We start from the raw sequence: 21,740 nt of genomic DNA, 5'->3' as shown, positions 1-21,740 counted from the left end.
TCGCGAAGAGATAGAGAGAACTTCCGCTCAGGCGTTGCCGGTCTCTCGATCGGCCGAAGGGCCCCTCCCCCGAAACCCGGTCGCCAGCACATACATCTCGCTCGAACCCGCGCGGCTCGCCGCCGGTTTCAGGTGTTTCACCACCGCGAAGTCGCGCTTGAGAAGGGTCAGGACATCGCCTTCGGTACCGCCCTGGAAGACCTTGGCGAGGAAAGCCCCGCCTGGGGCCAGTACCTCTACGGCGAAATACGCCGCCGCTTCCACCAGCGCAATGATGCGCAGATGATCCGTGGCACGATGGCCGACCGTATTGGCGGCCATGTCGGACAGGACGAGATCGGCGGGGCCGCCGAGCATCGCCTTCAACCGGTCGGGCGCGGCATCGTCCATGAAGTCCATCTGCTCGAAATCGACGCCTGGAATGGGATCGATGGGCAGGAGGTCGATCGCCACCACCTTGCCGCGGCCATTGACGGAATCGGTGATCTCCGCCGCCAGTTGGGACCACCCGCCAGGGGCCGCGCCGAGATCGAGCACACGCTGGCCGGGCTTGAGGAGCTTGGCCTTGTCGTTGATCTCGATCAGCTTGTAGATCGCGCGCGAACGCCGTCCCTCCCGCTTGGCGCGGGCGACATAGGGGTCGTTGAGCTGGCGCTCGAGCCAGAGTTGCGAGGAATGTGTCCGTCCCCGTGCCGTCTTCAGCCGAACGCCCAGTTCACGCGCGCCACTGCCCCGGCCGGAACTGTTCTTGCCTTTGCCGGGACCACCGCCCTTGCCTGCTCCACCACTCACGGGTTGCGCCCCGCACCGTTGTGACGCCAGACGCGATCCTCCTGCATCATCTGCACCAATAATCCTTCGCGCAGGCCCCGATCGGCCACGCGCAATCGTTCACAGGGAAAAGCCCGCCGAATGGCCTCGAAAATGGCGCATCCGGCCATCACCAGATCGGCCCGCTCCGGGCCGATACAGGCATTGGCGACGCGCTCCTCATAGGTCATATCCAGCAGGCGTTCGAGCACGTCGTCGATCTCGCCGCGCGACATCCACAAGCCATCCACCCGACGCCGATCATAGCGCGGCAGTTCGAGATGAATGCCGGCCATGGTAGTCACCGTGCCCGAGGTGCCCAGCAAATGCAGGCGCTTGACCCGCTTGGCGATGGCCTCCCGGTGCGAGAATGAGGCCAGCATGGTCGAAACATCGTCCACCATGCGCTCGAAACTCTCGCGCGTCACCCTGACGCCGCCATGGCGTTCGGAGAGCGTCACCACCCCGACGGGGAGCGACGTCCAGCCACGCACCTTGGGCTGCCGGTTCCGATCGGCCGGATCGATGTCGAGCCAGACGATCTCGGAGGAGCCGCCGCCAATATCGAAAAGCACCACACCGTCGAGATTGCGATCGATCAAGGGAATGCAGCCTGCGGCTGCGAGCCTGGCCTCGGTCTCCCGGTCGACGATTTCGAGGTCGAGCCCGGTTTCCTTCAGCACGCGCTCGACAAACAGCAGGCCGTTATCGGCCGCACGGCAGGCCTCGGTGGCGATCAACCTTGCCCGGTCAACGCGGCGATCCCGCATCTTCTGGGCACAGACAGCCAAGGCATCGACAGCCCGGCCCATGGCGTTGATATGCAGGCTGCCACTGGCTCCCAGCCCCTCGCCTAGCCGCACGATGCGAGAGAAGGCGTCGATGACGCGAAATCCTTCTCCCGTCGGGCGCGCAACCAGAAGGCGGCAATTATTGGTGCCAAGATCAAGCGCGGCATAGGTGTGGTGACGGCGCGGCTGTTCTCCTTGCCGGAATTGCGGCACGGGCAGATGTGCACCCTCACTCGACCGAGGCGCTTGTGCCTCCAAACTTCGATCCACCAAAATACTACCTTGACCCTGCCCGGTCGCAATTTTCCTGCGCCACAGGCATTTCGCCACTTCGTCTACGAGTGTAACAAGTTCCGCGCCGGTGGCGAGAAAGAATTCCATCTATGTTCGTGTTATCAAGATCATGAAGGCTCCAGCCAAGTTGCGCGTAGCAGCGCTGATCGTCGCAGCGGGACGCGGATCGCGTGTCGGCGGCGCCGTTCCCAAGCAGTATCGCCTGTTGGGCGGACGAACCGTCCTCGCCCGCACCCTCGCCCTTTTCGAGCAGCATCCTGCCATCGACAGCATCGTCACGGTGATCGGCGCGGGAGACGAGGCGTTCTTTACGGCAAGCTCTGCGGGAATCAGCAAGCAGGCCGGCTGGGTTCTCGGCGGCAGCACCCGGCAGGCGTCCTGTCTGGCGGGCCTGAAGGCACTTATCGGCGACAGGCCCGACATCGTGCTGCTGCACGACGCGGCACGCCCCTTCGCCAGCCCCGCCTTGATCGACCGGGCCATCGAGGCGGCCCGAGCGCACGGGGCAGCCGTGCCGGGGCTGGCGGTCACCGATACCATCAAACAGATCGACCTGGACGGCAGGGTCAAGGCGACGCCGGAACGCAGCCTGCTGCGGGCTGTACAGACACCGCAGGCCTTCGGCTTCGACCTGATCCTGTCGTCCCATCTCGCGGCAGCGGAAGCCGGCATCGAGACACTGACCGACGATGGCGCGGTCGCCGAGTGGGCCGGCCATCCTCTCCATATCTTCGAAGGCGAAGCAACCAACATGAAACTGACGACCGAAAGCGACTTCCAGCGCGCGGAACGGGCAGCCAACGAATTGGCAGCCCTCGGCGATGTCCGAACGGGAACAGGCTTCGACGTCCATGCTTTCGCCGAAGGCGACCATGTCTGGCTCAATGGCGTGAAGATCGCCCACGACCGCAAGCTCAAGGGGCATTCGGATGCCGATGTCGGCCTCCACGCCCTGACCGACGCCATTCTGGGTGCCATCGGAGACGGCGATATCGGCTCGCATTTCCCTCCTTCCGATCCGCAATGGAAGGGAGCCTCGTCCGATCGTTTCCTGGCTCATGCCGTTGGCCTGGTACGGGCGCGCGGTGGTGCCATCGCCCATCTCGACGTCACGCTGCTGTGCGAGGCACCGAAGATCGGCCCGCACCGAGACGCCATGCGGGCGCGCATCGCCGAGATCGCCGGAATTGCCGTCGACCGGGTGGGAGTCAAGGCGACCACCACCGAGGGCCTGGGCTTTACCGGCCGACGCGAAGGCATCGCCGCCATGGCGTCGGCGACCGTAAGGCTCCCCTGGGGATGATCGGGAGCATCATAAGGAGAGCGCATCATGAATGACGAGATCTTCTTCGAGCGTGCCGCAAAGGTGCTCGCTGCCTGCCGCGCCAAGGGCCTCATGGTGGCAACGGCGGAATCCTGCACGGGCGGTCTCGTGGCCGGCGCCCTCACCGCCATCCCCGGCTCGTCCGACGTGGTGGATCGCGGCTTCGTCACCTATTCCAACGAGGCAAAAGCGCAGATGCTCGGCGTATCGCCGGCCCTGATCGAGCGTGACGGCGCGGTGAGCGAAAGCGTCGCCTTCGCCATGGCCGAGGGAGCGGTGCTGCATTCCCGGGCGGGACTGGCGGTTGCGGTCACGGGGGTCGCCGGCCCTGGTGGCGGCACGGCCGCCAAGCCGGTGGGCCTGGTGCATTTCGCGGCCTGGAGCCAGCAGGGACCACGCCTGCATGTGGAGCGCCGCTTCGGTGAGCTGTCGCGTTCGGAAATCCGCAAGCAAGCCGTAGAGCAGGCCCTCGACCTCCTATTGAAACTTGCTGGCGAGATCAGGATTGCCGTCTAGGACGCCGCGGTCACCTTGCGCCCATAGACGACGTCAGCCCGTTTCTCGAAGGCTTCGGCGAAACGGCGGAACGCGGCCTCGAACATGGCGCCCATCAGCATGCCGAGGGTGCGGGAGCGGAAGCTGTAGTCGATGAAGAACTCGACGACGCAGCCTCCTGCCCCGTCATCCAAAAAGGACCAGCGGTTCTCCAGATGGCTGAAGGGGCCATCGAGATATTCGACGAGGATCTGCAGCTTGTCCCTGTCCATGGTCACGCGGCTGGCGAAGGTTTCGCGGATCAACTTGTAGGCCACCGTCATGTCGGCGACCATGACAAGCCGGCCGTCGTCCTGAGGCTGACGGCTGCGAACCCGCAGCGCCGAGCAGAGCGGCACGAAGAGCGGGTATTTTTCGACATCGGCCACCAGATCGAACATGTCGGCTGGCGAATGCTTGACGCGGCGCGTGGTGCGGAAAGAAGGCATGATCAAACTCCGATGCCTTCATATAGGCAAGGGACGGCATGCAAAACAGTTTAATCGAGGCGTTCCGGCTTGAGATGGCGAGACCAACTCGCGATTTCGTTTGACAAATCGTCGAGGGATTACAATGTTGACTTAGTCAACATTCAATGGCTCCCCCATGTCCGTCATCGACGATATCCGCGATTTCAACCGCTTCTATACCCATAAGCTTCGCCTGCTCGATCGGCACATGCCAGCCAGTTCCTTCCCCTTGCCGGAGGCGCGCGTGCTTTACGAACTCGCTGCCGGCGGGGAGCAAACTGCCGCCGACATCGGCCGGCGCCTCGACATGGACAAGGCGCATCTCAGCCGGATCGTCGCGCGCCTGAAGGCCGACGGCCTGCTGGAAAGCCGCACCGATCCCGCGCATGCCCGCCGCGATCTCCTGTCGCTATCTCCTGCCGGCCGCCATGCGTTCGCCGAGCTCGAAGCCGGCACCACGGCGCAGCTCGACAGGTTGCTCTCCCCTCTCGGCGAGGGAGATCGCGGTCAACTCGTCGGCGCCATGCAGGAGATCAAGAAGCTGCTCGACGTGAAAGAGCCTTCGCCGCAGCCGGTCATTCTCCGCAAGCCCAGGCCCGGGGATCTTGGCTGGGTCATCCATCGCCAGACCCAGCTCTATCACCAGGAATATGACTGGGACTGGACCTATGAAGGGCTGGTTGCCACGATCCTGGGTGATTTTGTCGCCAATTTCGATCCGGCCCGCGAGGATGCCTGGATCGCCGAGCTCGACGGGCGCATCGTCGGCTCGATCTTCCTGATGAAGAGCGACAGCGCCCCCATCGGCAAGCTGCGCCTGCTCTATGTCGACCCCAGCGCCCGCGGGCATGGGCTCGGCAAGAGGCTGGTACGCGCCTGCATCGAGCGTGCCCGGGCGCTCGGCTATGCCTCGCTCACACTGTGGACCAACGACATCCTGATAGCGGCAAGGAAGATCTATCAGGCAGAAGGCTTCCAGCTGGCGGCGGAGAACCGCCACCATTCCTTCGGCAAGGACCTCGTCGGCCAGACCTGGACGCTGGATCTATAGAGCGTGGTGCCGAAGAGCGGACGCCGGTATTGTTGACGATTACCGCCCCAGCTTAGCAGACCGATTGGCCTTCAGCCGGGCGAAATCGTCGCCGGCATGATGGGAGGAACGCGTCAGCGGCGAGGAGGAGACCATCAGGAAGCCCTTGGTGTAGGCCACCGTCTCATAGCTCTTGAATTCGTCCGGCGTGATATAGGCGACCACCGGGTGGTGCTTGCGGGACGGCGCCAGATACTGACCGATGGTGATGAAATCGACATTGGCCGAGCGCAGATCGTCCATCAGCTGCAGAACCTCGTTCCGCTTCTCGCCAAGGCCGACCATGATGCCCGACTTGGTGAAGATGGTGGGGTCGATCTCCTTCACCCGCTGCAGCAGCCGCATCGAATGGAAATAGCGCGCGCCGGGACGAACGGTGAGGTAATTGGAAGCGACCGTTTCCATATTGTGATTGAACACGTCCGGCTTGGCCGCCACCACGATCTCGAGCGCGCCTTCCTTGCGCAGGAAGTCGGGCGTCAGGATCTCGATGGTCGTCCCGGGCGAATGGTGGCGGATCGCCTTGATCACTTCAGCGAAATGCTGGGCACCGCCATCCTTGAGATCGTCGCGATCGACCGAGGTGATCACCACGTGGCTGAGGCCGAGCTTGGCCACGGCAATGCCGGTGTGCTCGGGCTCCTTGGGGTCGAGCGCCCCGGGCATGCCTGTCTTGACGTTGCAGAAGGCGCAGGCCCGCGTGCAGGTGTCGCCCATGATCATGAAGGTGGCGTGCTTCTTGTCCCAGCACTCGCCGATATTGGGGCAGCCCGCCTCCTCGCAGACGGTGACGAGCTTGTTCTCCTTGACGATCGCCTGGGTGTCGCGCCACCCCGGTGAACCGGGCGCCTTGACGCGGATCCAGTCCGGCTTGCGCAGCATGGGCTGATCCGGCCGGTGCGCCTTCTCGGGATGGCGGGGCCGGTTGTCGTTGTTGAGGAGGTCGAGGACGACAGCCATGACAAGCCTTTCGGTTCACTGCGGCCGGTATATCAGGAACGCCCGCGCTGCACCATTGCCGGACAAGCCCGGCAACCTTCTCCTGATCGCATGCCTCGCGCGATCGCAGGCATGCGATCAAGTTGATCATTACATATGGATGGCGCGCCCATAAGCGTCCAGGACGCTCTCATGCATCATTTCCGACAGGGTCGGATGCGGGAACACCGCATGCATGAGGTCTTCCTCGGTGGTCTCCAGATTCATGGCGATCACGAAGCCCTGGACCAGTTCGGTCACCTCGGCGCCGACCATGTGTGCACCCAGGAGCTTGCCGGTCTTGGCGTCGAACACCGTCTTGACCAGGCCTTCCGGCTCGCCGAGGGCAATGGCCTTGCCGTTGCCGATGAAGGGGAAGCGGCCGACTTTCACGGTGAAGCCCGCCTCCTTGGCCTTCTTCTCGGTCAGGCCGACGCTGGCGATCTGCGGCGTGCAATAGGTACAGCCGGGAATCTTGTCCTTCTCGAAGGCATGCGGGTTCTTGCCGGCGATCGCCTCGACACAGACCACGCCCTCATGCTCGGCCTTGTGCGCCAGCATCGGTGGCCCGGCAACGTCGCCGATGGCGAAAATCCCCGGCACATTGGTCTTGCCGAAGCCGTCGACCACCACGCAGCCGCGATCGGTCTTCACGCCAAGCTTCTCCAGGCCGAGATTCTCGATATTGCCGACCACGCCGACGGCTGAAATCATGCGGTCGGCCTCGATTACCTGCGACTTGCCGTCAGCCGTCTCCACCGTCGCCTTGACCGAATTGGCCGTCTTTTCGACCTTGGTCACCTTGGCGCTGGAGAGGATCTTCATGCCCGCCTTCTCGAAGCGCTTGCGCGCATGGGCGGCGATTTCCTCGTCCTCCACCGGCAGGATCTGCGGCAGCACCTCGACAACCGTGACCTCGGCGCCGAGCGTGCGATAGAAGGACGCGAATTCGATGCCGATGGCGCCCGAGCCGACCACGATCAGCGATTTGGGCATGTCCGGCGGCACCATGGCGTCGAAATAGGTCCAGATCAGCTTTTTGTCCGGCTCCAGGCCCGGCAGGACGCGTGGGCGGGCGCCAGTGGCGACGATGATGTTCTTGGCCTGGTAGGTTCCGGGGGCCTGCGCGCCCTTGGGCGCCGGGATGGCCGGCCCCTGCACCGACTTGGTCGAAGCCTTGACCACGATCTCGCCGGGCTTGGTGATCTCGGCTTCGCCCCAGATCACGTCAACCTTGTTCTTCTTCAGGAGGAAGCCGACGCCGGTGGCGAGCTGGGCGGAAACCCCGCGCGAGCGCTTGACCACGGCGCCGACATCGGCGCTGATCGAGCCACTGAGCACGAGACCGAAATCCTTAGCGTGCTGGGAATTATGCAGAACCTCGGCCGAGCGCAGCAGCGCCTTGGTGGGGATGCAACCCCAATTGAGGCAGATACCGCCCAGATGCTCGCGCTCGACCACGGCCGTCTTCAGGCCGAGCTGGGCGGCACGAATGGCGGTGACATAGCCGCCGGGGCCGGAACCGATCACGATGACGTCGTAGGAACTCATTTGAGGTCTCCTCTTGGGCGCTACACCGAGGGCTCGCCCTCCGTCACAGCGCCGAATTCAGATCGGGAATGGTTCGGCGCTATCCGGCAGTCGCCGGAGCGGCCGGTGCCGGCACGGTGCTCGATTGCGTTTTCCAGTCCCGGGCGAAAATGCAGCGTTTCCGACCAGAGGTGAGCCCGAGGGTCACCGGCAGTTCGACGCAGATTTGATAGATTGGCGGCAATCCGCGCTGGCGGCGCTCCTGGGCTGCCTGCCCGTCCTTCTGGATCTGCTGCTCTATAGTCGCAGGTGTCGTAGAAGGATCTCTAGCCCGCTTTGCCCGGTCGATTGCGACCTGATCGGTATCGACGACCGTCCAGGCTACTGGGAAAACGCCTTGCGCGCCGGTGCGCCAACCATGCCCCGATCCGTCGCCCTGGAGCTTCACCAGGATGCCGTCGCCAATGGACGCCGTGCCGGACATGGCAAGTTCGCGTGCCTGATCCATGGTCGGCTCGGGCTTGGGTGGGGCCGCAACGATAGGCTTGCCGGCTAGGCCCGGGGTGTTGCACCCGGCAAGCCCGGCCGCCAGCGCCAGGATCACGATACCCGGCGCGAAAGTCCGTCCTGCGGCCCCGCCGCTCACACCAGCATCCCCATGGGTTTTTCGATATAGCCCTTGAAGGCTTGCATCAGCTCGGCACCGAGTGCGCCGTCGACGGCGCGGTGGTCGGTCGACAGGGTCAGCGACATGATCGTCGCCACCTTGATCTCACCGCCATGCACCACCGGCTGCTTGATGCCGGCTCCAACCGCCAGAATGGTGGCGTGCGGCGGGTTGACGATCGCCGCGAACGACTTCACCCCGAACATGCCGAGATTGGAGACCGAACCGGTACCGCCCTGATATTCCTCCGGCTTGAGCTTGCGGCCCTTGGCCCGCGCGGCCAGGTCCTTCATCTCGTTGGAGATGGCGGAAAGCGTCTTGGACTCGGCATTGCGGATGATCGGGGTGATCAGGCCGCCCGGGATGGAGACGGCGACGCCGACATCGGCATGCTTGTGCTTGAGCATGGCGCCATCGGTCCAGGATACGTTCGCATCCGGCACGGCTTTGAGCGCCAGCGCATAGGCCTTGATCACCATGTCGTTGACCGAGACCTTGAAGGTGGGCTTGCCTTCCTTGGTCAGCGGGGCGCCGTGGTTGATCTGCTCGCGCAGGGCGAGCAGGGCGTCGATCTCGACTTCCACCGTCAGGTAGAAATGCGGGATGGTCGACTTGGCCTCGGTCAGGCGGCGCGCAATGGTCTTGCGCATGCCGTCATGCGGAATCTCCTCGAAGGAACCAGGAGCGAAGAGCTTCTTGGTGACGTCGTCCGAAGCGCCGGCCGGCGCGGCCAGAGCTGGCGCCCCCTGGGGAGCAGCCGCGGCCTGGGCAGGAGCCGCCGCGGGGGCGGCCTTGGCGCCGCCGCCGGCGATGGCCGCCTTGACGTCCTTCTCGACGATGCGGCCATGCGGGCCGGAGCCCTGGATGGCGCCGAGGTCGAGGCCGGCCTCCTTGGCGAGACGCTTGGCCAGAGGCGATGCGAAGATACGCGTACCGGCCTGGGCTGGAGCAGGCGCCGACGCGGCGGCAGGCGCTGCGGCCGGAGCAGTTGCTGGTGCGGCCTGAGCCGGTGCAGCAGCAGCCGGAGCCGCGGCGGCCGGAGCAGCAGCCTTCGGGGTTGGAGCCCCGCCGCTGGCGGCGACGGCCTTGACATCCTCGCCCTCGCTGGCGATCACGGCGATGAGGTCGTTGACCGGCACGTCGGCGGTGCCTTCCGGCACCACGATCTTGGCCAGAACGCCCTCGTCGATGGCTTCGACTTCCATCGTAGCCTTGTCGGTCTCGATCTCCGCCAGCACGTCACCGGACTTGATGGTGTCGCCTTCCTTCTTCAGCCATTTGGCCAGGTTGCCCTTCTCCATCGTGGGAGACAGAGCCGGCATCAGCACATTCACAGGCATCGGCAACTCCTCAGCGATAGAGGACGGCTTTGGCCGCCCCGACGACGTCAGCCACGCTCGGCAGAGCCAGTTTCTCGAGGTTCGCCGCATAGGGCATCGGCACATCCTTGCCGGACACACGAGCCACCGGCGCATCGAGATAGTCGAAGGCCTGCTCGTTGACGCGGGCAGCGATTTCCGAGCCGACGCCGGACTGTTGCCAGCCCTCCTCGATCACCACGCAACGACTGGTCTTGCGCACCGATGCGATGACCGTGTCGGTGTCGAGCGGGCGCAGCGAGCGCATGTCGATGATCTCGGCATCGATCCCCTCGCCTGCCAGGGCCTCCGCCGCCTTCAGGGCATAGGTCATGCCAATCGACCAGGCGACCAAAGTGACATCCTTGCCCGGCTTGACCACCTTGGCCTTGCCGATCGGCAAGACGAAATCGTCGAGCTTGGGCACGGGATGGCTGTGGCCATAGAGGATTTCATTCTCCAGGAAGACCACCGGATTGGGATCGCGAATGGCTGCCTTGAGCAGGCCCTTGGCGTCGGCCGCCGAATAGGGTGCCACCACCTTCAGGCCCGGCACATGCGAGTACCAGGAACCATAGTCCTGGCTGTGCTGGGCACCCACGCGCGCCGCCGCGCCGTTGGGGCCGCGGAACACGATCGGGCAGCCCATCTGGCCGCCGGACATATAGAGGGTCTTGGCCGCGGAATTGATGATGTGGTCGATCGCCTGCATGGCGAAATTGAAGGTCATGAACTCCACGACCGGGCGCAAGCCCGTCATGGCAGCGCCGGTGGCGATACCGGCGAAGCCATGCTCGGTGATCGGCGTATCGACGACGCGCCGTGCCCCGAATTCCTGCAACAGCCCTTGAGTGATCTTGTAGGCGCCCTGGTACTCGGCAACTTCCTCGCCGATGACGAAGACGTTGGCGTCGAGGCGCATTTCCTCCGCCATGGCATCGCGCAGGGCTTCGCGGACGGTCTGGGTGACGAACTCGGTGCCGGCCGGAATCTCGCCAGAGGCATCATGGGCTTCAGCCGGCGCCGGCGCCGACTGCACCACGGCGGGAGCGGCAACGCTGGGAGCCGGAGCCGCGGCGGGAGCAGCGGCCGGCTGGGCCGGTGCCGACGTTGCCGGCGCGGCTGCCTCGCCCTCACCCTGGATGAAGGCGATCTTGGTATTCACCGCGACATTGTCGGTACCCTCGGGCACCAGGATCTGCGTGAGCACACCTTCGTCGATGGCTTCGACTTCCATCGTCGCCTTGTCGGTCTCGATTTCGGCGATCACGTCGCCGGACTTGATGGTGTCGCCTTCCTTTTTAAGCCATTTGGAGAGTTTGCCCTGCTCCATGGTGGGAGAGAGGGCCGGCATCAGGATATCAGGCATGGGTGCCTCGAAGTCTGGAGAATGGAATTACGCGAGCAGGCTGGAACTGCCGACCATCACTTCAGGATGTCGGTCCACAGCTCCGAGGGATCGGGCTCGGAATCGCTGGTGGCGAAATCGGCGGAATCGTTGACGATGTCGCGGATTTCGGAATCGATCTTCTTCAGCTCCTCCTCGCTCGCCCCATGCTCTTCCAGCAGGCGTGCGCGGCTCTGTTCGATCGGATCGTGCTCGGTCCGCATCTTCTGGACTTCGTCCTTCGAACGGTACTTCGCCGGATCCGACATCGAGTGGCCGCGATAGCGGTAGGTCAGCATCTCCAGGATGTAGGGGCCCTTGCCGGAACGAGCATGTTCGATCGCCTTCTGGCCCGCCGCGTAGATGGCGCGCACATCCATGCCGTCCACCTGTTCGCCGGGAATGTTGAAGGAGAGGCCACGGCGGGAGAAGTCGGTCTGGGCCGAGGCACGATTCACCGACGTGCCCATGGCGTATTTGTTGTTCTCGATCACATAGACGACGGGAAGCTTCCACAGCGCCGCCATGTTGAAGCTTTCATAGACCTGGCCCTGGTTGGCGGCGCCGTCGCCGAAATAGGTCAGGCTCACCTTGCCGTCGGAGCGATAGGCATTGGCAAAAGCCAGGCCGGTGCCGAGCGATACCTGCGCGCCCACGATGCCGTGGCCGCCATAGAAAGCCTTCTCCACCGAGAACATGTGCATGGAGCCGCCCTTGCCGTGCGAATAACCGCCCTGGCGTCCGGTCAGCTCGGCCATGACGCCGCGAGGGGCCATGCCCGCCGCGATCATATGGCCGTGGTCACGATAGCCAGTGATGACCTGATCGCCTTCACGCGAAGCCATCTGCAGCCCGACCACGACGGCTTCCTGCCCGATATAGAGATGGCAGAAACCGCCGATCAGGCCCATGCCGTACATCTGTCCGGCCTTCTCCTCGAAGCGGCGGATCAGCAACATCTCGCGATAAGCCTTGAGCTCCTGGTCGCGGGAGAACGACGATGCCGTCCTGGTTGCCCCCGCTGCCTTGCCCGAGCGGGCGGCAGTCTTCGAAGCCTTGCTAGCGGTAGCAGCGGCCTTTGCGGCTGTAGCGGCCATGAACCCTCCGATTATTGGTGGCTAAGCTGAGGAAGTGCTAGCGCATCCAATATCAAAAAGCGAGAGCCACACCCAAATGCTGCACTGCAACATATTGAACATGCAACACAATTATGAATAAACTCAATTTCAGTTCATTTAGCAATGAACTCAATTCCCGTTATTCTTCGACACATTTTTGTCAAACTTCGACACTGCCCTGGAACGTCGTCGAAATAGAATCGATTTAACGGGAGAGAAGTCGCAACAAGTGGAAAGCCGATCCTACTTGGTCAGCAACACTACTTCGTCATTGGGATGAACGAGGCCCAGCACGTCACGCGCCTTCTCATCCAGCATGTCCGGATCGATCGCCTGTGACCTGAGCAGGTTCACACGCCGATCGAGAGCGGCATGCTCCTTCTGCAGCAGGACCAATTCACTGCCCAGATCCTGCTTCTGCTGGTCGAATTGGTGCTGTGCCTGGATGCCATGCTCGCCATTGAAGGCCTGATAGGAGAAATAAGCGATGGCTGCGGCCGCTCCCGCCAGAAGCGCGAGCTGGTTCAAGATGGCGCGGATGCGTGTGCGAATGACCATGCGGCCATGGTTAACCCTGGATGGTTGATATTCCGTTGACGCCGCTTGCTGCAGCGCAAAATCCACGACGTTTCAGCCCCTCCCGCATGCCGGTCCGGCAGGACCGCCATGCAAAAATGCGGCCCAAATAAAAAACCGGGGAGCAGAAGCTCCCCGGCTTTGGTCTTCAACCCAAGTGAATCAGGCTCAGGCGAGCGCCTTCAGCGCGGCGCGGCCGCCATAGAGAGACTGCGTGCCGAGCGCCTCTTCGATGCGCAGAAGCTGGTTGTACTTGGCCGTGCGGTCGGAGCGCGCCAGCGAGCCCGTCTTGATCTGCCCGCAATTGGTGGCCACGGCGAGATCGGCGATGGTGGAGTCCTCGGTCTCACCCGAACGATGGGACATCACGGCGCGATAGCCTGCCTTGTGAGCCATTTCCACGGCCGCGAGCGTCTCGGTCAAGGTGCCGATCTGGTTGACCTTAACCAAAATCGCGTTACCCAGCCCCTTCTTGATACCCATCGACAGACGTTCGGTGTTGGTGACGAACAGGTCGTCGCCGACGAGTTGCACCTTGCTGCCAACCTTGTCGGTGAGCAGCTTCCAGCCCTCGAAATCATCCTCGGACAGGCCGTCCTCGATCGAGACGATCGGATAGTCCGCCGTGAGCTGGGCGAGATAATCGGCCTGTTCGGCGATCGAGCGCTTCACGCCCTCGCCGCTATAGTCATAGACGCCATCCTTAAAGAACTCGGTGGCGGCGCAGTCGAGCGCCAGCATGACATCCTCGCCTGGCTTGTAGCCGGCCTTCTCGATGGCGCTCATCACGAAATCGAGCGCAGCCTTGGCGGATGGCAAGTTGGGAGCAAAGCCGCCCTCGTCACCGACATTGGTGTTGTGGCCAGCATCCTTCAGCCCCTTCTTCAGGGTATGGAAGATCTCGGCGCCCATGCGCAGGCCTTCGGCGAAGGTCGGCGCGCCGACCGGCATCACCATGAATTCCTGGAAGTCGATGGGGTTATCGGCATGCATGCCACCATTGACGATGTTCATCATCGGTACCGGCAGGACGCGAGCGGCAGGGCCGCCGATATAGCGCCACAGCGGCAGGCCGGCTGACTGCGCAGCAGCCTTGGCGACGGCGAGGGAAACGCCGAGGATGGCATTGGCGCCCAGACGGGACTTATTCGGGGTGCCGTCGAGGTCGATCATGGTCTGGTCGATCTGGATCTGGTCCTCGGCGTCCAGGCCGCCAAGCGCCTCATAGATCTCGCCATTGACGGCTTCCACCGCCTTCTCGACGCCCTTGCCGCCATAGCGCTTGCCGCCATCACGTAATTCGACAGCCTCATGCGCGCCAGTGGAAGCGCCTGATGGCACCGCAGCCCTTCCCGTGGATCCGTCTTCCAGCAGGACATCGACCTCGACCGTCGGATTGCCGCGGCTGTCCAGAATTTCGCGGGCGATGATGTCGCTGATAGCGGTCATGGGGCTGCTCCTGTTTGTGATGACGGATTGTTCGTCGCGCTCATAGCGGATGAACGGCCATGGCGGAAGAGTAAAACAACGTCACCAAACCGCCATCTCAGACGCGCGCCGCCTTGGGAGGCAACAAACGAGCCTGTACTTCGTCGAGCATTTCCCGGCGCGCCGGTGTCATGCCACCAGCAGCTTCAGCCACCTTGTGCATGAGATCGATCAGGTCCTTGCGCTCTCCCGCCGCGAGCTGCTTGTCGAACAGCGGCGCCAATTCACGGAACAGCACCGAAAAGCTCGGCGTATTGCGGGCGACATATTCGGCGAAGGTCCGATGTTCGACCAGTTTGTCGCCATAGCCGAACACGGTGCGGGCAGCCTCGTCGATCAGGCTTTCCGCAGCCGGCAGCACGGCGTGGTCGACACTGCCGAGCTTGATCAACAGGGCAAGCGCGCCATCGCGCGCTTCCGTCACCGAGCGCACAGCCGCCTTGACCTCCGCGTCTCGAGCCCGCTGCATGCGCCGCTGGCGCGCTGCCGCACTGAAATAAGAGGCGATGACCTCATGGCCATCAAAACGGATCAGCCAAAAGACGACCCAGCCCATCAGGGCACTCAGGATCAAAGCGATGACCGGCATGGCATTCCCCAGCGTTAGCACGAGAGATCTGCCACGAAATAGTCACATTGTCACGACAGGCGACGTTCCCTCCGAAACAGCTTGCATGGGTGCAAGAAATCACCGATTGCCGAGCAGATGAACCATGCATGGGAGCCAAACATGACCAGTTTCGACCCCTCCTCTCTTCAACTCGGCAGCGACAGCAAGATCCCCGCTACTCCCGAGGAAGCCAGGCTCGACCGCGTTCCCAATCCGCAGGCCGATACGCTCTATCTCGCGCGCTTTACCTGCCCGGAATTCACGTCGCTCTGTCCGGTGACAGGGCAGCCCGATTTCGCCCATCTCGTCATCGATTATGCGCCGAAGGACTGGCTGGTCGAATCCAAGTCGCTCAAGCTCTACCTCACCAGCTTCCGCAATCACGGTGCCTTCCATGAGGACTGCACGGTGGCCGTTGGCCGCCGCCTGGCCGACCTCCTGGAACCGCACTGGCTGCGTATCGGCGGCTATTGGTATCCGCGCGGCGGCATCCCGATCGATGTGTTCTGGCAGACCGGCAAGCCGCCCGAGGCCCTATGGCTGCCCGATCAGGGCGTCCCGAGCTATCGCGGACGGGGCTGAGCTCCGCGGAGTGTCAGCCTCACAGCTCCATCACCTGATGGAGCGGGGCTGACATCTTTCTTGGCTGGGAATGCCGCGTATCCAGGCTTGTCGATCTCGTTCCATCACTTGATGGAGCTGAGGAGATCGGCGCTCCAAAAGTTGCTCGCAAACCGCAACCGTGACGCTAGCTCTTGGCGATGGCGTCGAACTGCTTCAGGCGCGTGAGCAGCGCCTCGAGTTGATTGAGGGGCACCATGTTCGGGCCATCGGAGGGGGCGTGATCAGGATCCTGATGCGTCTCGATGAAGACGGCGGCCACGCCCACCGCCACGGCAGCGCGGGCCAGCACCGGCACGAATTCGCGCTGGCCACCGCTCGACGTCCCCTGTCCGCCCGGCTGCTGCACCGAATGGGTGGCGTCGAACACCACGGGCGCGCCAATCTGCTCGGCCATGATCGGCAGCGCACGCATGTCGGTCACCAGCGTATTATAGCCGAAGGAGGCGCCACGCTCGGTCACCAGCACATTGGGATTGCCCGCCTCGGTGATCTTGGCGACGACATTCTTCATGTCCCAGGGCGCCAGGAACTGCCCCTTCTTGACGTTGACGACCCGCCCGGTGCGGGCAGCGGCCACCAGGAGATCGGTCTGGCGCGAAAGAAAAGCGGGAATCTGCAGCACGTCGACGACCTGAGCGACCTTGGCGCATTGATCGTTTTCATGGACGTCCGTGATCACCGGCAGGCCGAACTTCTCGCGGATCTCGGCGAAGATCGGCAGTGCGTTGTCGAGGCCGACGCCGCGGGCTCCTTTGGCGGAGGTGCGGTTGGCCTTGTCGAAGGAGCTCTTGTAGATCAGACCCAATCCAAGCTTGTCCGTGATCTCCTTGATGGCCGAAGCCATTTCCATGGCATGCTCGCGGCTCTCCATCTGGCAGGGGCCGGCGATCACGGTGAGCGGGAGCGCATTGCCGATGCGAAGCTTGCCGAGGGAGACGACGGGATTGGCGGCGGTCATGAGCGCTCCTGAGGTTGATCGATATCGCGGAGATAAGGCTGGCGGCAGTCGAAGGCAAGCTTGGCGCATGCTACGGGGCATCAGGCGTCTCGCCCCTAATGCGCTGATTTTAACGAGATAGATGCGCGATTGCGTCAGGCGAGGCGTCTACGATCCTGGAAATCGTACCCCTCCGATCAAGTCTTGGGCTCTTCGAAAATCAGGGCGGTGCCGAAATTGTCGGCGGCCGCGATGGCCAGATGCTTGCGGTGGCGGATGAAGGGAATGCCTGCCTCATCCAGGCGGGCAGCGACGGCTTCGAGCGGTGCCGTCACCTTGAAGGCAGCCAGACGCGGTCCGTGGGCCAGCGACAAATCGGGCTCCAGGCCCAGCACGTCGCGATAGCAATCCGGCGACATCGCCTCGACCGTCCCGCGTGGCGTGACGATCGCCATGTTGCGGGCGCTGGCGCAGACCGCCCTTGCCCCCGTGAAGGCCTCGAAGAAAGGCACCGTTGCCGCCGGCTCAGCGGCCAGTATGACGATGCCGCCGACTTTGACCGCCCCGTTCGCGTGACGCTGGAAGTCGGGATTCCAGAAATTCTGCGGCTCGTGCTGCTGTGTGGCGAAAAAGCCTGCAGCCGGCATGGCGGTGTCGGCGGCAAAGGCGAGCGTGAAGGCGACACGAACCACCGAACCATCCGGCCGCGTGGCCTGGCGTTCGAAGAAGAACGGCTCAAAGCCGCCAATATCGGCCTCGTCGAAACTGAGTTTGTCGGCGGCGGCATCCTGCGCTTCCACCACCAGCATCGCGAAGCCGTCCCCGAAGCGGGCCAGATAGTCGCGGGAGAAAGAGGCGAAGCGGGAGCGATCGGCCCAGGCGGCATCCGTGATGCCGTCAGCCCCCACCGTGATCAATTCCAGGAAGATGCCCGGAAATTGCACCACGTGGTTCTCGGTACCCCAGGGATGGCTGTTGCGAGCGCCGACCGTGAAGCCGAGTGCCCGGTAATGCGCAGCGGCGGCATCGAGGTCGCGAACGGCAAGAACGAGATGATCGAGACCGCGGGACATGAGGCCGCTCCAGTCGGAATCGGGGGGCGGGTCTTCTAACCCGCCTGAAACAGGGTCTTGTCAGGAAGGGCGGGTCTGAAGACCCGCCCCCCCGTCAAACCAACCGGCTTTGCTCGACGGCGGCCGCGATGAAGCTAGAGAACAGGGGATGCGGCTCGAAGGGACGCGACTTCAGTTCGGGATGATACTGCACGCCGATAAACCAGGGATGGTCGGCATATTCGATGGTCTCCGGAAGCAGGCCATCCGGCGAAGTGCCGCAGAACACCATGCCCTTGTCTTCGAGGCGCTCGCGATAGCTCATATTCACTTCATAGCGATGGCGATGGCGCTCGGAGATCGAGGTCGAGTTGTAGATATCGGCAATCTTGGAATCCCGCTTCAGCGTGGCTTGATAGGCGCCGAGGCGCATGGTGCCACCGAGATCGCCGCCCTGGGCGCGCTGCTCGAGCTCGTTGCCCTTCATCCATTCGGTCATCAGGCCGACGACCGGCTCCTTGGTCGCGCCAAACTCGGTCGAGTTGGCGCCCTTGATACCAGCGAGCGAACGGGCGCCCTCGATCACCGCCATCTGCATGCCGAAACAGATTCCGAAATACGGCACCTTGCGCTCGCGGGCGAAAGTCACCGCCTTGATCTTGCCCTCGGCGCCGCGCTGGCCGAAGCCGCCGGGAACCAGGATGCCGTGAACATGCTCCAGATGCGGAGCCGGATCGTCCTGTTCGAAGATCTCGCTCTCGATCCAGTCCAGCTTGACCTTGACGCCATTGGCGATGCCACCATGGGTCAGCGCCTCGGTCAGCGACTTATAGGCATCCTTAAGGCCGGTATATTTGCCGACGATGGCAATAGTGACCTCGCCCTCGGGATTGTGGACGGTCTGGGAGATCTTGCGCCAGCGCGACAGATCCGGCTTGGGCGCGTCATCGATGCCGAAAGCCGCCAGCACCTCGGTGTCCAGGCCCTGCTCGTGATAGGCGATCGGCACGTCATAGATCGAAGCGACGTCGCGCGCCTCGATCACCGCGGTTTCGCGCACATTGCAGAACAGAGCGAGCTTGCGGCGCTCTTCCTTGGGAATCTCCCGGTCGGAACGACAGAGCAGGATGTCGGGCTGGATACCGATCGAGCGCAGTTCGGCGACCGAATGCTGCGTCGGCTTGGTCTTGAGCTCGCCCGCCGAGGGAATGAAGGGCAGCAGCGTCAGATGGGTGTAGATGCAGGCACCGCGCGGCAGGTCGCTCTTGATCTGGCGGATCGCCTCGAAGAAGGGCAGGCCTTCGATGTCGCCGACGGTGCCGCCGATCTCGACCAGTACGAAATCCACGCCGTCATTGCCCTTGAGGACGAAATCCTTGATGGCGTTGGTGACGTGGGGAATGACCTGGATGGTGGCGCCGAGATAGTCCCCGCGCCGCTCCTTGGTGATGATGTCGAGATAGATCCGGCCCGTGGTGATGTTGTCGTCCCTGGAGGCCGGACGCCCGGTGAAGCGCTCGTAATGGCCGAGGTCGAGGTCGGTCTCGGCCCCATCGTCGGTGACGAAGACCTCGCCATGCTCATACGGGCTCATGGTGCCCGGATCGACATTGAGATAGGGATCGAGCTTGCGAAGGCGGACTTTGTAGCCGCGCGCCTGAAGAAGCGCGCCGAGGGCGGCTGAGGCCAGCCCTTTACCAAGCGAGGAGACCACGCCGCCGGTGATGAAAATGTACCGCGTCATGGAGCCCCACTTAGACAAAAACACAATGATTCGACGAGCGGACAATCGCTGCCCGCAGGATTATTTTCAGTTCACGCAAAGACGCGACAGTCCTCAGCCCGACAAATGACCGCCGGGCTACACAGTTACGGCTTGGCCGGCGCAGCCGGTTCGCCACCGCCCTGCAACTGGTCGAACACCGAACCGCCATTGGACGGGGCCGGAGCCGCCGGTGCCGGCTGAGCGGGAGCCGATGGCGAAGATTGGGCCGGCTGGCTGGCCGGCGCGGCCGGACGATACTGGTCGAGCAGCGAACCACCCGGGCGGCTCTGCTGATTGGCGAGAATCGTCAGCAGCAGGCTGGTAATGAAGAAGGCAGCTGCCAGACCGGCCGTCGTCCGCGTCAGCAGATTCGCCTGGCCGCGTCCGGTCATGAAACCGCCCGTTCCGCCGCCGATGCCGAGCCCCCCACCTTCGGAGCGCTGCAACAGCACCACAACAACAAGGGCCAGCACCACCATCAGGTGGATCGAGATGAGAACGGTTTGCATGAACTGATCCGGAAAGAATTCGGGCGCGTTCCTACACGAAGCGAGGCCCGCTGACTACCCCTGTCATATGGGAAGCTGGCATGAACTGCGCCAGCCCCCCGTTTTTGAAGATCAACCAGGCTGCCGGGAGGCAACAAAAGCCTCGTGCTCACGCACGAGATCACCCGACAATGCCTTGGCGATCAGTGCCCTCGTCTCCGGGATGCCGTAGATCGCCGCGAAAGAGCCGAAGCGAGGGCCGCGCTGCTCGCCCAGGAGGATGCGATAGAGGGTGTTGAACCACTCCAGCGAGACGCCGGGGCGCTCGGGCGTGGCGCCCTTGGCCTTGAAGTCCTGATAGGGCGGCAGAGCGCGGCCGACATCGTAGACCGCCTCCTGGATCGCCGCGGCGTCCGCATCGTCAGGCAGGGCACCGAGGGCGTCGGACAATTTCTGCAGTGCCCCCCTCTCCTCCTCGGTCGGCACGGCATAGCTCTTGGCGGGCTTCACGAAATCCTGGAAATAGCGGATCGCGTAGCCGACCAGCCTGTCGAGCTGCGGATGGGTCTGCGGCGATGCGTCCGGAGCATGGCGACGCAGGAAGCCCCACAGCACGTCCTTGTTCTCCGCATTGGCAACGGCAACCAGATTGAGCAGCAGCGCGAAATTGATCGTGGTGCGCGCCCCTTCCTGGCCGATCGTCTCCGGCGCCGGCGGATTTCCGCCATGAATATGCCAGACCGGGTTGCCAAGCTGGTTCTTTGCATCCTGCCGCCCGAAGCCGCCCAGAAACTGCAGATACTCGTCGACGGCTCGTGGAATGGCGTCGAAATGCAGTTTCTTGGCCGAGCGGGGCGACTGGTACATGTACAACGCCAGGCTCTCCGGCGTGGCATAGGTCAACCATTCGTCGATGGTCAGGCCGTTGCCCTTCGACTTCGAGATCTTCTGACCGTGCTGGTCGAGGAAGAGTTCGTAGACATAGTGCTCCGGGGCCGTGCCGCCGAGGATCTCGCAAATGGCGTCATAAACAGGCGCGTTGGTCTGGTGGTCCTTGCCGAACATCTCGAAGTCGACATCCAGCGCCGCCCAGCGCGCGCCGAAATCCGGCTTCCATTGCAGCTTCACCTTGCCGCCGGTGACCGGTAGCGTCTTGTCGACACCGTCCTCGTCGGTGAAGGTGATGGTCCCTGCCTTGGCATTCACGTCCTTGAGAGGCACATAGAGCACCCGCCCGCTGCTCGGAGAGATCGGCAGGAACGGCGAATAGGTCGCCTGCCGCTCCTCGCCGAGGGTCGGCAGCATGACGGCCATGATCTCGTCGTACTTTTCGGCGGCCTTCAGCAGCACGGCATCGAGCTTGCCGGATGTGTAGTATTCCGTCGCGCTGGCGAATTCGTAATCGAACCCGAACGTATCGAGGAACCGGCGGAGCATGGCGTTGTTATGATCGCCGAAGCTCTTGTAGGTGCCGCCAAACGGATTGGGAACACGGGTCAGCGGCATCTGCAAATAAGGCTTGAGCGCTTCGGGATCCGGCACATTGTCCGGGATCTTGCGCATGCCATCCATATCGTCGGAGAAGCAAATCAGCCGGGTCGGGATACGATCTTCCGTCAGCAGGCGAAACGCATTGCGCACCATGGTGGTACGCGCGACCTCGCCGAAGGTGCCGATATGCGGCAGGCCCGAGGGACCGTAGCCGGTCTCGAACAGGATCTCTTTTTTGTCGCCGGCGCGCTTCTGCAGACGGGCAACGAGCTTCCTCGCCTCCTCGAATGGCCAGGCGGCAGAGACATTGGCGGCCGCGACGAGCTCGGCCGGATAGAGATTTGACATGTTCGATCCG

General features: G+C 63.3%; 21 protein-coding genes. 4 read left to right on the top strand and 17 right to left on the bottom strand.

Features of this window, described 5'->3' with window-relative positions; all coding sequences use genetic code 11:
• Positions 1-27: 27 nt before the first annotated feature.
• Both ACZYTC_RS07745 and ACZYTC_RS07740 read right to left on the bottom strand, forming a co-directional pair.
• On the bottom strand, positions 28-792 hold the full coding sequence (locus tag ACZYTC_RS07745; protein ID WP_434956638.1) for an RlmE family RNA methyltransferase: 765 nt from the start codon (positions 790-792) through the stop codon (positions 28-30).
• Entirely contained in the window at positions 789-1,982 is a 1,194-nt protein-coding gene (locus ACZYTC_RS07740; protein WP_441771865.1) for a Ppx/GppA phosphatase family protein, read from the bottom strand. Before ACZYTC_RS07740 ends, ACZYTC_RS07745 begins: the two co-directional genes overlap by 4 nt.
• Positions 1,983-2,004: 22 nt before the next feature.
• Between ACZYTC_RS07740 and ACZYTC_RS07735 the strand changes: the two genes are divergently transcribed.
• Both ACZYTC_RS07735 and ACZYTC_RS07730 read left to right on the top strand, forming a co-directional pair.
• Positions 2,005-3,198, top strand: coding sequence for a bifunctional 2-C-methyl-D-erythritol 4-phosphate cytidylyltransferase/2-C-methyl-D-erythritol 2,4-cyclodiphosphate synthase (locus ACZYTC_RS07735; protein WP_434956640.1), 1,194 nt, complete (start codon positions 2,005-2,007; stop codon positions 3,196-3,198).
• Positions 3,199-3,225: 27 nt separating this feature from the next.
• A complete protein-coding gene (locus ACZYTC_RS07730) occupies positions 3,226-3,735 on the top strand; it encodes a CinA family protein (RefSeq protein ID WP_441771866.1) in 510 nt (169 codons plus the stop codon).
• Here ACZYTC_RS07730 and ACZYTC_RS07725 read toward each other — a convergent pair.
• Complete coding sequence (locus ACZYTC_RS07725; RefSeq protein WP_441771867.1) at positions 3,732-4,202, bottom strand: type II toxin-antitoxin system RatA family toxin; 471 nt, start codon at positions 4,200-4,202, stop codon at positions 3,732-3,734. The two genes, ACZYTC_RS07730 and ACZYTC_RS07725, sit on opposite strands and share 4 nt — an antisense overlap.
• 157 nt (positions 4,203-4,359) lie before the next feature.
• On the opposite strand from ACZYTC_RS07725, the gene ACZYTC_RS07720 reads away from it, so the two are divergent.
• A complete protein-coding gene (locus tag ACZYTC_RS07720; RefSeq protein ID WP_488989244.1) occupies positions 4,360-5,274 on the top strand; it encodes a bifunctional helix-turn-helix transcriptional regulator/GNAT family N-acetyltransferase in 915 nt (304 codons plus the stop codon).
• A gap of 39 nt (positions 5,275-5,313) precedes the next feature.
• Here ACZYTC_RS07720 and lipA read toward each other — a convergent pair whose 3' ends face one another.
• From lipA to ACZYTC_RS07675, 9 genes are all read right to left on the bottom strand, one after another.
• Positions 5,314-6,273, bottom strand: a complete 960-nt coding sequence (lipA, locus tag ACZYTC_RS07715) for a lipoyl synthase (RefSeq protein WP_434956644.1) — start codon at positions 6,271-6,273, stop codon at positions 5,314-5,316.
• A 129-nt stretch (positions 6,274-6,402) separates the two neighbouring features.
• The gene (lpdA, locus tag ACZYTC_RS07710; RefSeq protein ID WP_441771869.1) at positions 6,403-7,842 is read right to left on the bottom strand and encodes a dihydrolipoyl dehydrogenase; all 1,440 of its coding nucleotides are present in this window, start codon (positions 7,840-7,842) and stop codon (positions 6,403-6,405) included.
• 79 nt (positions 7,843-7,921) lie between these two features.
• Positions 7,922-8,467, bottom strand: coding sequence for a hypothetical protein (locus tag ACZYTC_RS07705; protein ID WP_488989243.1), 546 nt, complete (start codon positions 8,465-8,467; stop codon positions 7,922-7,924).
• Positions 8,464-9,828 carry a pyruvate dehydrogenase complex dihydrolipoamide acetyltransferase gene (locus ACZYTC_RS07700; protein WP_488989242.1) on the bottom strand — a complete coding sequence of 455 codons (1,365 nt, stop codon included), beginning with the start codon at positions 9,826-9,828 and terminating at the stop codon, positions 8,464-8,466. Before ACZYTC_RS07700 ends, ACZYTC_RS07705 begins: the two co-directional genes overlap by 4 nt.
• Positions 9,829-9,838: 10 nt before the next feature.
• Positions 9,839-11,215 carry a pyruvate dehydrogenase complex E1 component subunit beta gene (locus ACZYTC_RS07695; protein ID WP_434956648.1) on the bottom strand — a complete coding sequence of 459 codons (1,377 nt, stop codon included), beginning with the start codon at positions 11,213-11,215 and terminating at the stop codon, positions 9,839-9,841.
• 56 nt (positions 11,216-11,271) lie between these two features.
• Entirely contained in the window at positions 11,272-12,330 is a 1,059-nt protein-coding gene (gene pdhA / locus ACZYTC_RS07690; RefSeq protein WP_434956649.1) for a pyruvate dehydrogenase (acetyl-transferring) E1 component subunit alpha, read from the bottom strand.
• Between the two features lie 264 nt (positions 12,331-12,594).
• A complete protein-coding gene (locus ACZYTC_RS07685) occupies positions 12,595-12,909 on the bottom strand; it encodes an FtsB family cell division protein (RefSeq protein WP_434956650.1) in 315 nt (104 codons plus the stop codon).
• Positions 12,910-13,095: 186 nt separating this feature from the next.
• Positions 13,096-14,376 carry a phosphopyruvate hydratase gene (eno, locus tag ACZYTC_RS07680; protein ID WP_434956651.1) on the bottom strand — a complete coding sequence of 427 codons (1,281 nt, stop codon included), beginning with the start codon at positions 14,374-14,376 and terminating at the stop codon, positions 13,096-13,098.
• A 97-nt stretch (positions 14,377-14,473) separates the two neighbouring features.
• A complete protein-coding gene (locus ACZYTC_RS07675) occupies positions 14,474-15,004 on the bottom strand; it encodes a hypothetical protein (protein WP_434956652.1) in 531 nt (176 codons plus the stop codon).
• Positions 15,005-15,145: 141 nt separating this feature from the next.
• Here ACZYTC_RS07675 and queF point away from each other — a divergent pair, with 141 nt between their 5' ends.
• Complete coding sequence (queF, locus tag ACZYTC_RS07670) at positions 15,146-15,607, top strand: preQ(1) synthase (RefSeq protein ID WP_441771873.1); 462 nt, start codon at positions 15,146-15,148, stop codon at positions 15,605-15,607.
• 166 nt (positions 15,608-15,773) lie between these two features.
• Here the strand turns inward: queF and kdsA are convergent, their stop codons facing one another.
• The 5 genes from kdsA to ACZYTC_RS07645 all read right to left on the bottom strand — a co-directional run bounded on the left by kdsA (position 15,774) and on the right by ACZYTC_RS07645 (position 21,730).
• Complete coding sequence (kdsA, locus tag ACZYTC_RS07665) at positions 15,774-16,607, bottom strand: 3-deoxy-8-phosphooctulonate synthase (RefSeq protein WP_434956654.1); 834 nt, start codon at positions 16,605-16,607, stop codon at positions 15,774-15,776.
• A 176-nt stretch (positions 16,608-16,783) separates the two neighbouring features.
• Positions 16,784-17,659 carry a VOC family protein gene (locus ACZYTC_RS07660; protein ID WP_434956655.1) on the bottom strand — a complete coding sequence of 292 codons (876 nt, stop codon included), beginning with the start codon at positions 17,657-17,659 and terminating at the stop codon, positions 16,784-16,786.
• Between the two features lie 94 nt (positions 17,660-17,753).
• Positions 17,754-19,382 (bottom strand): CTP synthase, encoded by a 1,629-nt coding sequence (pyrG, locus tag ACZYTC_RS07655; protein ID WP_441771875.1) that lies wholly within the window; start codon positions 19,380-19,382, stop codon positions 17,754-17,756.
• 125 nt (positions 19,383-19,507) lie between these two features.
• Positions 19,508-19,912, bottom strand: a complete 405-nt coding sequence (gene secG / locus ACZYTC_RS07650) for a preprotein translocase subunit SecG (protein ID WP_434956657.1) — start codon at positions 19,910-19,912, stop codon at positions 19,508-19,510.
• Positions 19,913-20,023: 111 nt separating this feature from the next.
• Positions 20,024-21,730, bottom strand: coding sequence for a lysine--tRNA ligase (locus ACZYTC_RS07645; RefSeq protein WP_488989241.1), 1,707 nt, complete (start codon positions 21,728-21,730; stop codon positions 20,024-20,026).
• Positions 21,731-21,740: the final 10 nt, after the last annotated feature.

The organism is Labrys sp. F242 (genome assembly GCF_057813875.1).
Note: the sequence above shows the minus strand (reverse complement) of the source record. Positions and strands in the feature narration are given on the sequence as shown.

Bases quoted from the DNA above. Each gene is read 5' to 3' on its own strand.
- ACZYTC_RS07735 (WP_434956640.1), top strand. From the start codon at position 2,005: ATGAAGGCTCCAGCCAAGTTGCGCGTAGCAGCGCTGATCGTCGCAGCG.
- pyrG (WP_441771875.1), bottom strand. From the start codon at position 19,382: ATGACGCGGTACATTTTCATCACCGGCGGCGTGGTCTCCTCGCTTGGT.
- lpdA (WP_441771869.1), bottom strand. From the start codon at position 7,842: ATGAGTTCCTACGACGTCATCGTGATCGGTTCCGGCCCCGGCGGCTAT.
- pdhA (WP_434956649.1), bottom strand. From the start codon at position 12,330: ATGGCCGCTACAGCCGCAAAGGCCGCTGCTACCGCTAGCAAGGCTTCG.
- ACZYTC_RS07740 (WP_441771865.1), bottom strand. From the start codon at position 1,982: ATGGAATTCTTTCTCGCCACCGGCGCGGAACTTGTTACACTCGTAGAC.
- ACZYTC_RS07730 (WP_441771866.1), top strand. From the start codon at position 3,226: ATGAATGACGAGATCTTCTTCGAGCGTGCCGCAAAGGTGCTCGCTGCC.
- ACZYTC_RS07720 (WP_488989244.1), top strand. From the start codon at position 4,360: ATGTCCGTCATCGACGATATCCGCGATTTCAACCGCTTCTATACCCAT.
- secG (WP_434956657.1), bottom strand. From the start codon at position 19,912: ATGCAAACCGTTCTCATCTCGATCCACCTGATGGTGGTGCTGGCCCTT.
- kdsA (WP_434956654.1), bottom strand. From the start codon at position 16,607: ATGACCGCCGCCAATCCCGTCGTCTCCCTCGGCAAGCTTCGCATCGGC.
- ACZYTC_RS07675 (WP_434956652.1), bottom strand. From the start codon at position 15,004: ATGCCGGTCATCGCTTTGATCCTGAGTGCCCTGATGGGCTGGGTCGTC.
- ACZYTC_RS07660 (WP_434956655.1), bottom strand. From the start codon at position 17,659: ATGTCCCGCGGTCTCGATCATCTCGTTCTTGCCGTTCGCGACCTCGAT.
- queF (WP_441771873.1), top strand. From the start codon at position 15,146: ATGACCAGTTTCGACCCCTCCTCTCTTCAACTCGGCAGCGACAGCAAG.
- eno (WP_434956651.1), bottom strand. From the start codon at position 14,376: ATGACCGCTATCAGCGACATCATCGCCCGCGAAATTCTGGACAGCCGC.
- ACZYTC_RS07645 (WP_488989241.1), bottom strand. From the start codon at position 21,730: ATGTCAAATCTCTATCCGGCCGAGCTCGTCGCGGCCGCCAATGTCTCT.
- lipA (WP_434956644.1), bottom strand. From the start codon at position 6,273: ATGGCTGTCGTCCTCGACCTCCTCAACAACGACAACCGGCCCCGCCAT.
- ACZYTC_RS07695 (WP_434956648.1), bottom strand. From the start codon at position 11,215: ATGCCTGATATCCTGATGCCGGCCCTCTCTCCCACCATGGAGCAGGGC.
- ACZYTC_RS07685 (WP_434956650.1), bottom strand. From the start codon at position 12,909: ATGGTCATTCGCACACGCATCCGCGCCATCTTGAACCAGCTCGCGCTT.
- ACZYTC_RS07725 (WP_441771867.1), bottom strand. From the start codon at position 4,202: ATGCCTTCTTTCCGCACCACGCGCCGCGTCAAGCATTCGCCAGCCGAC.
- ACZYTC_RS07700 (WP_488989242.1), bottom strand. From the start codon at position 9,828: ATGCCTGTGAATGTGCTGATGCCGGCTCTGTCTCCCACGATGGAGAAG.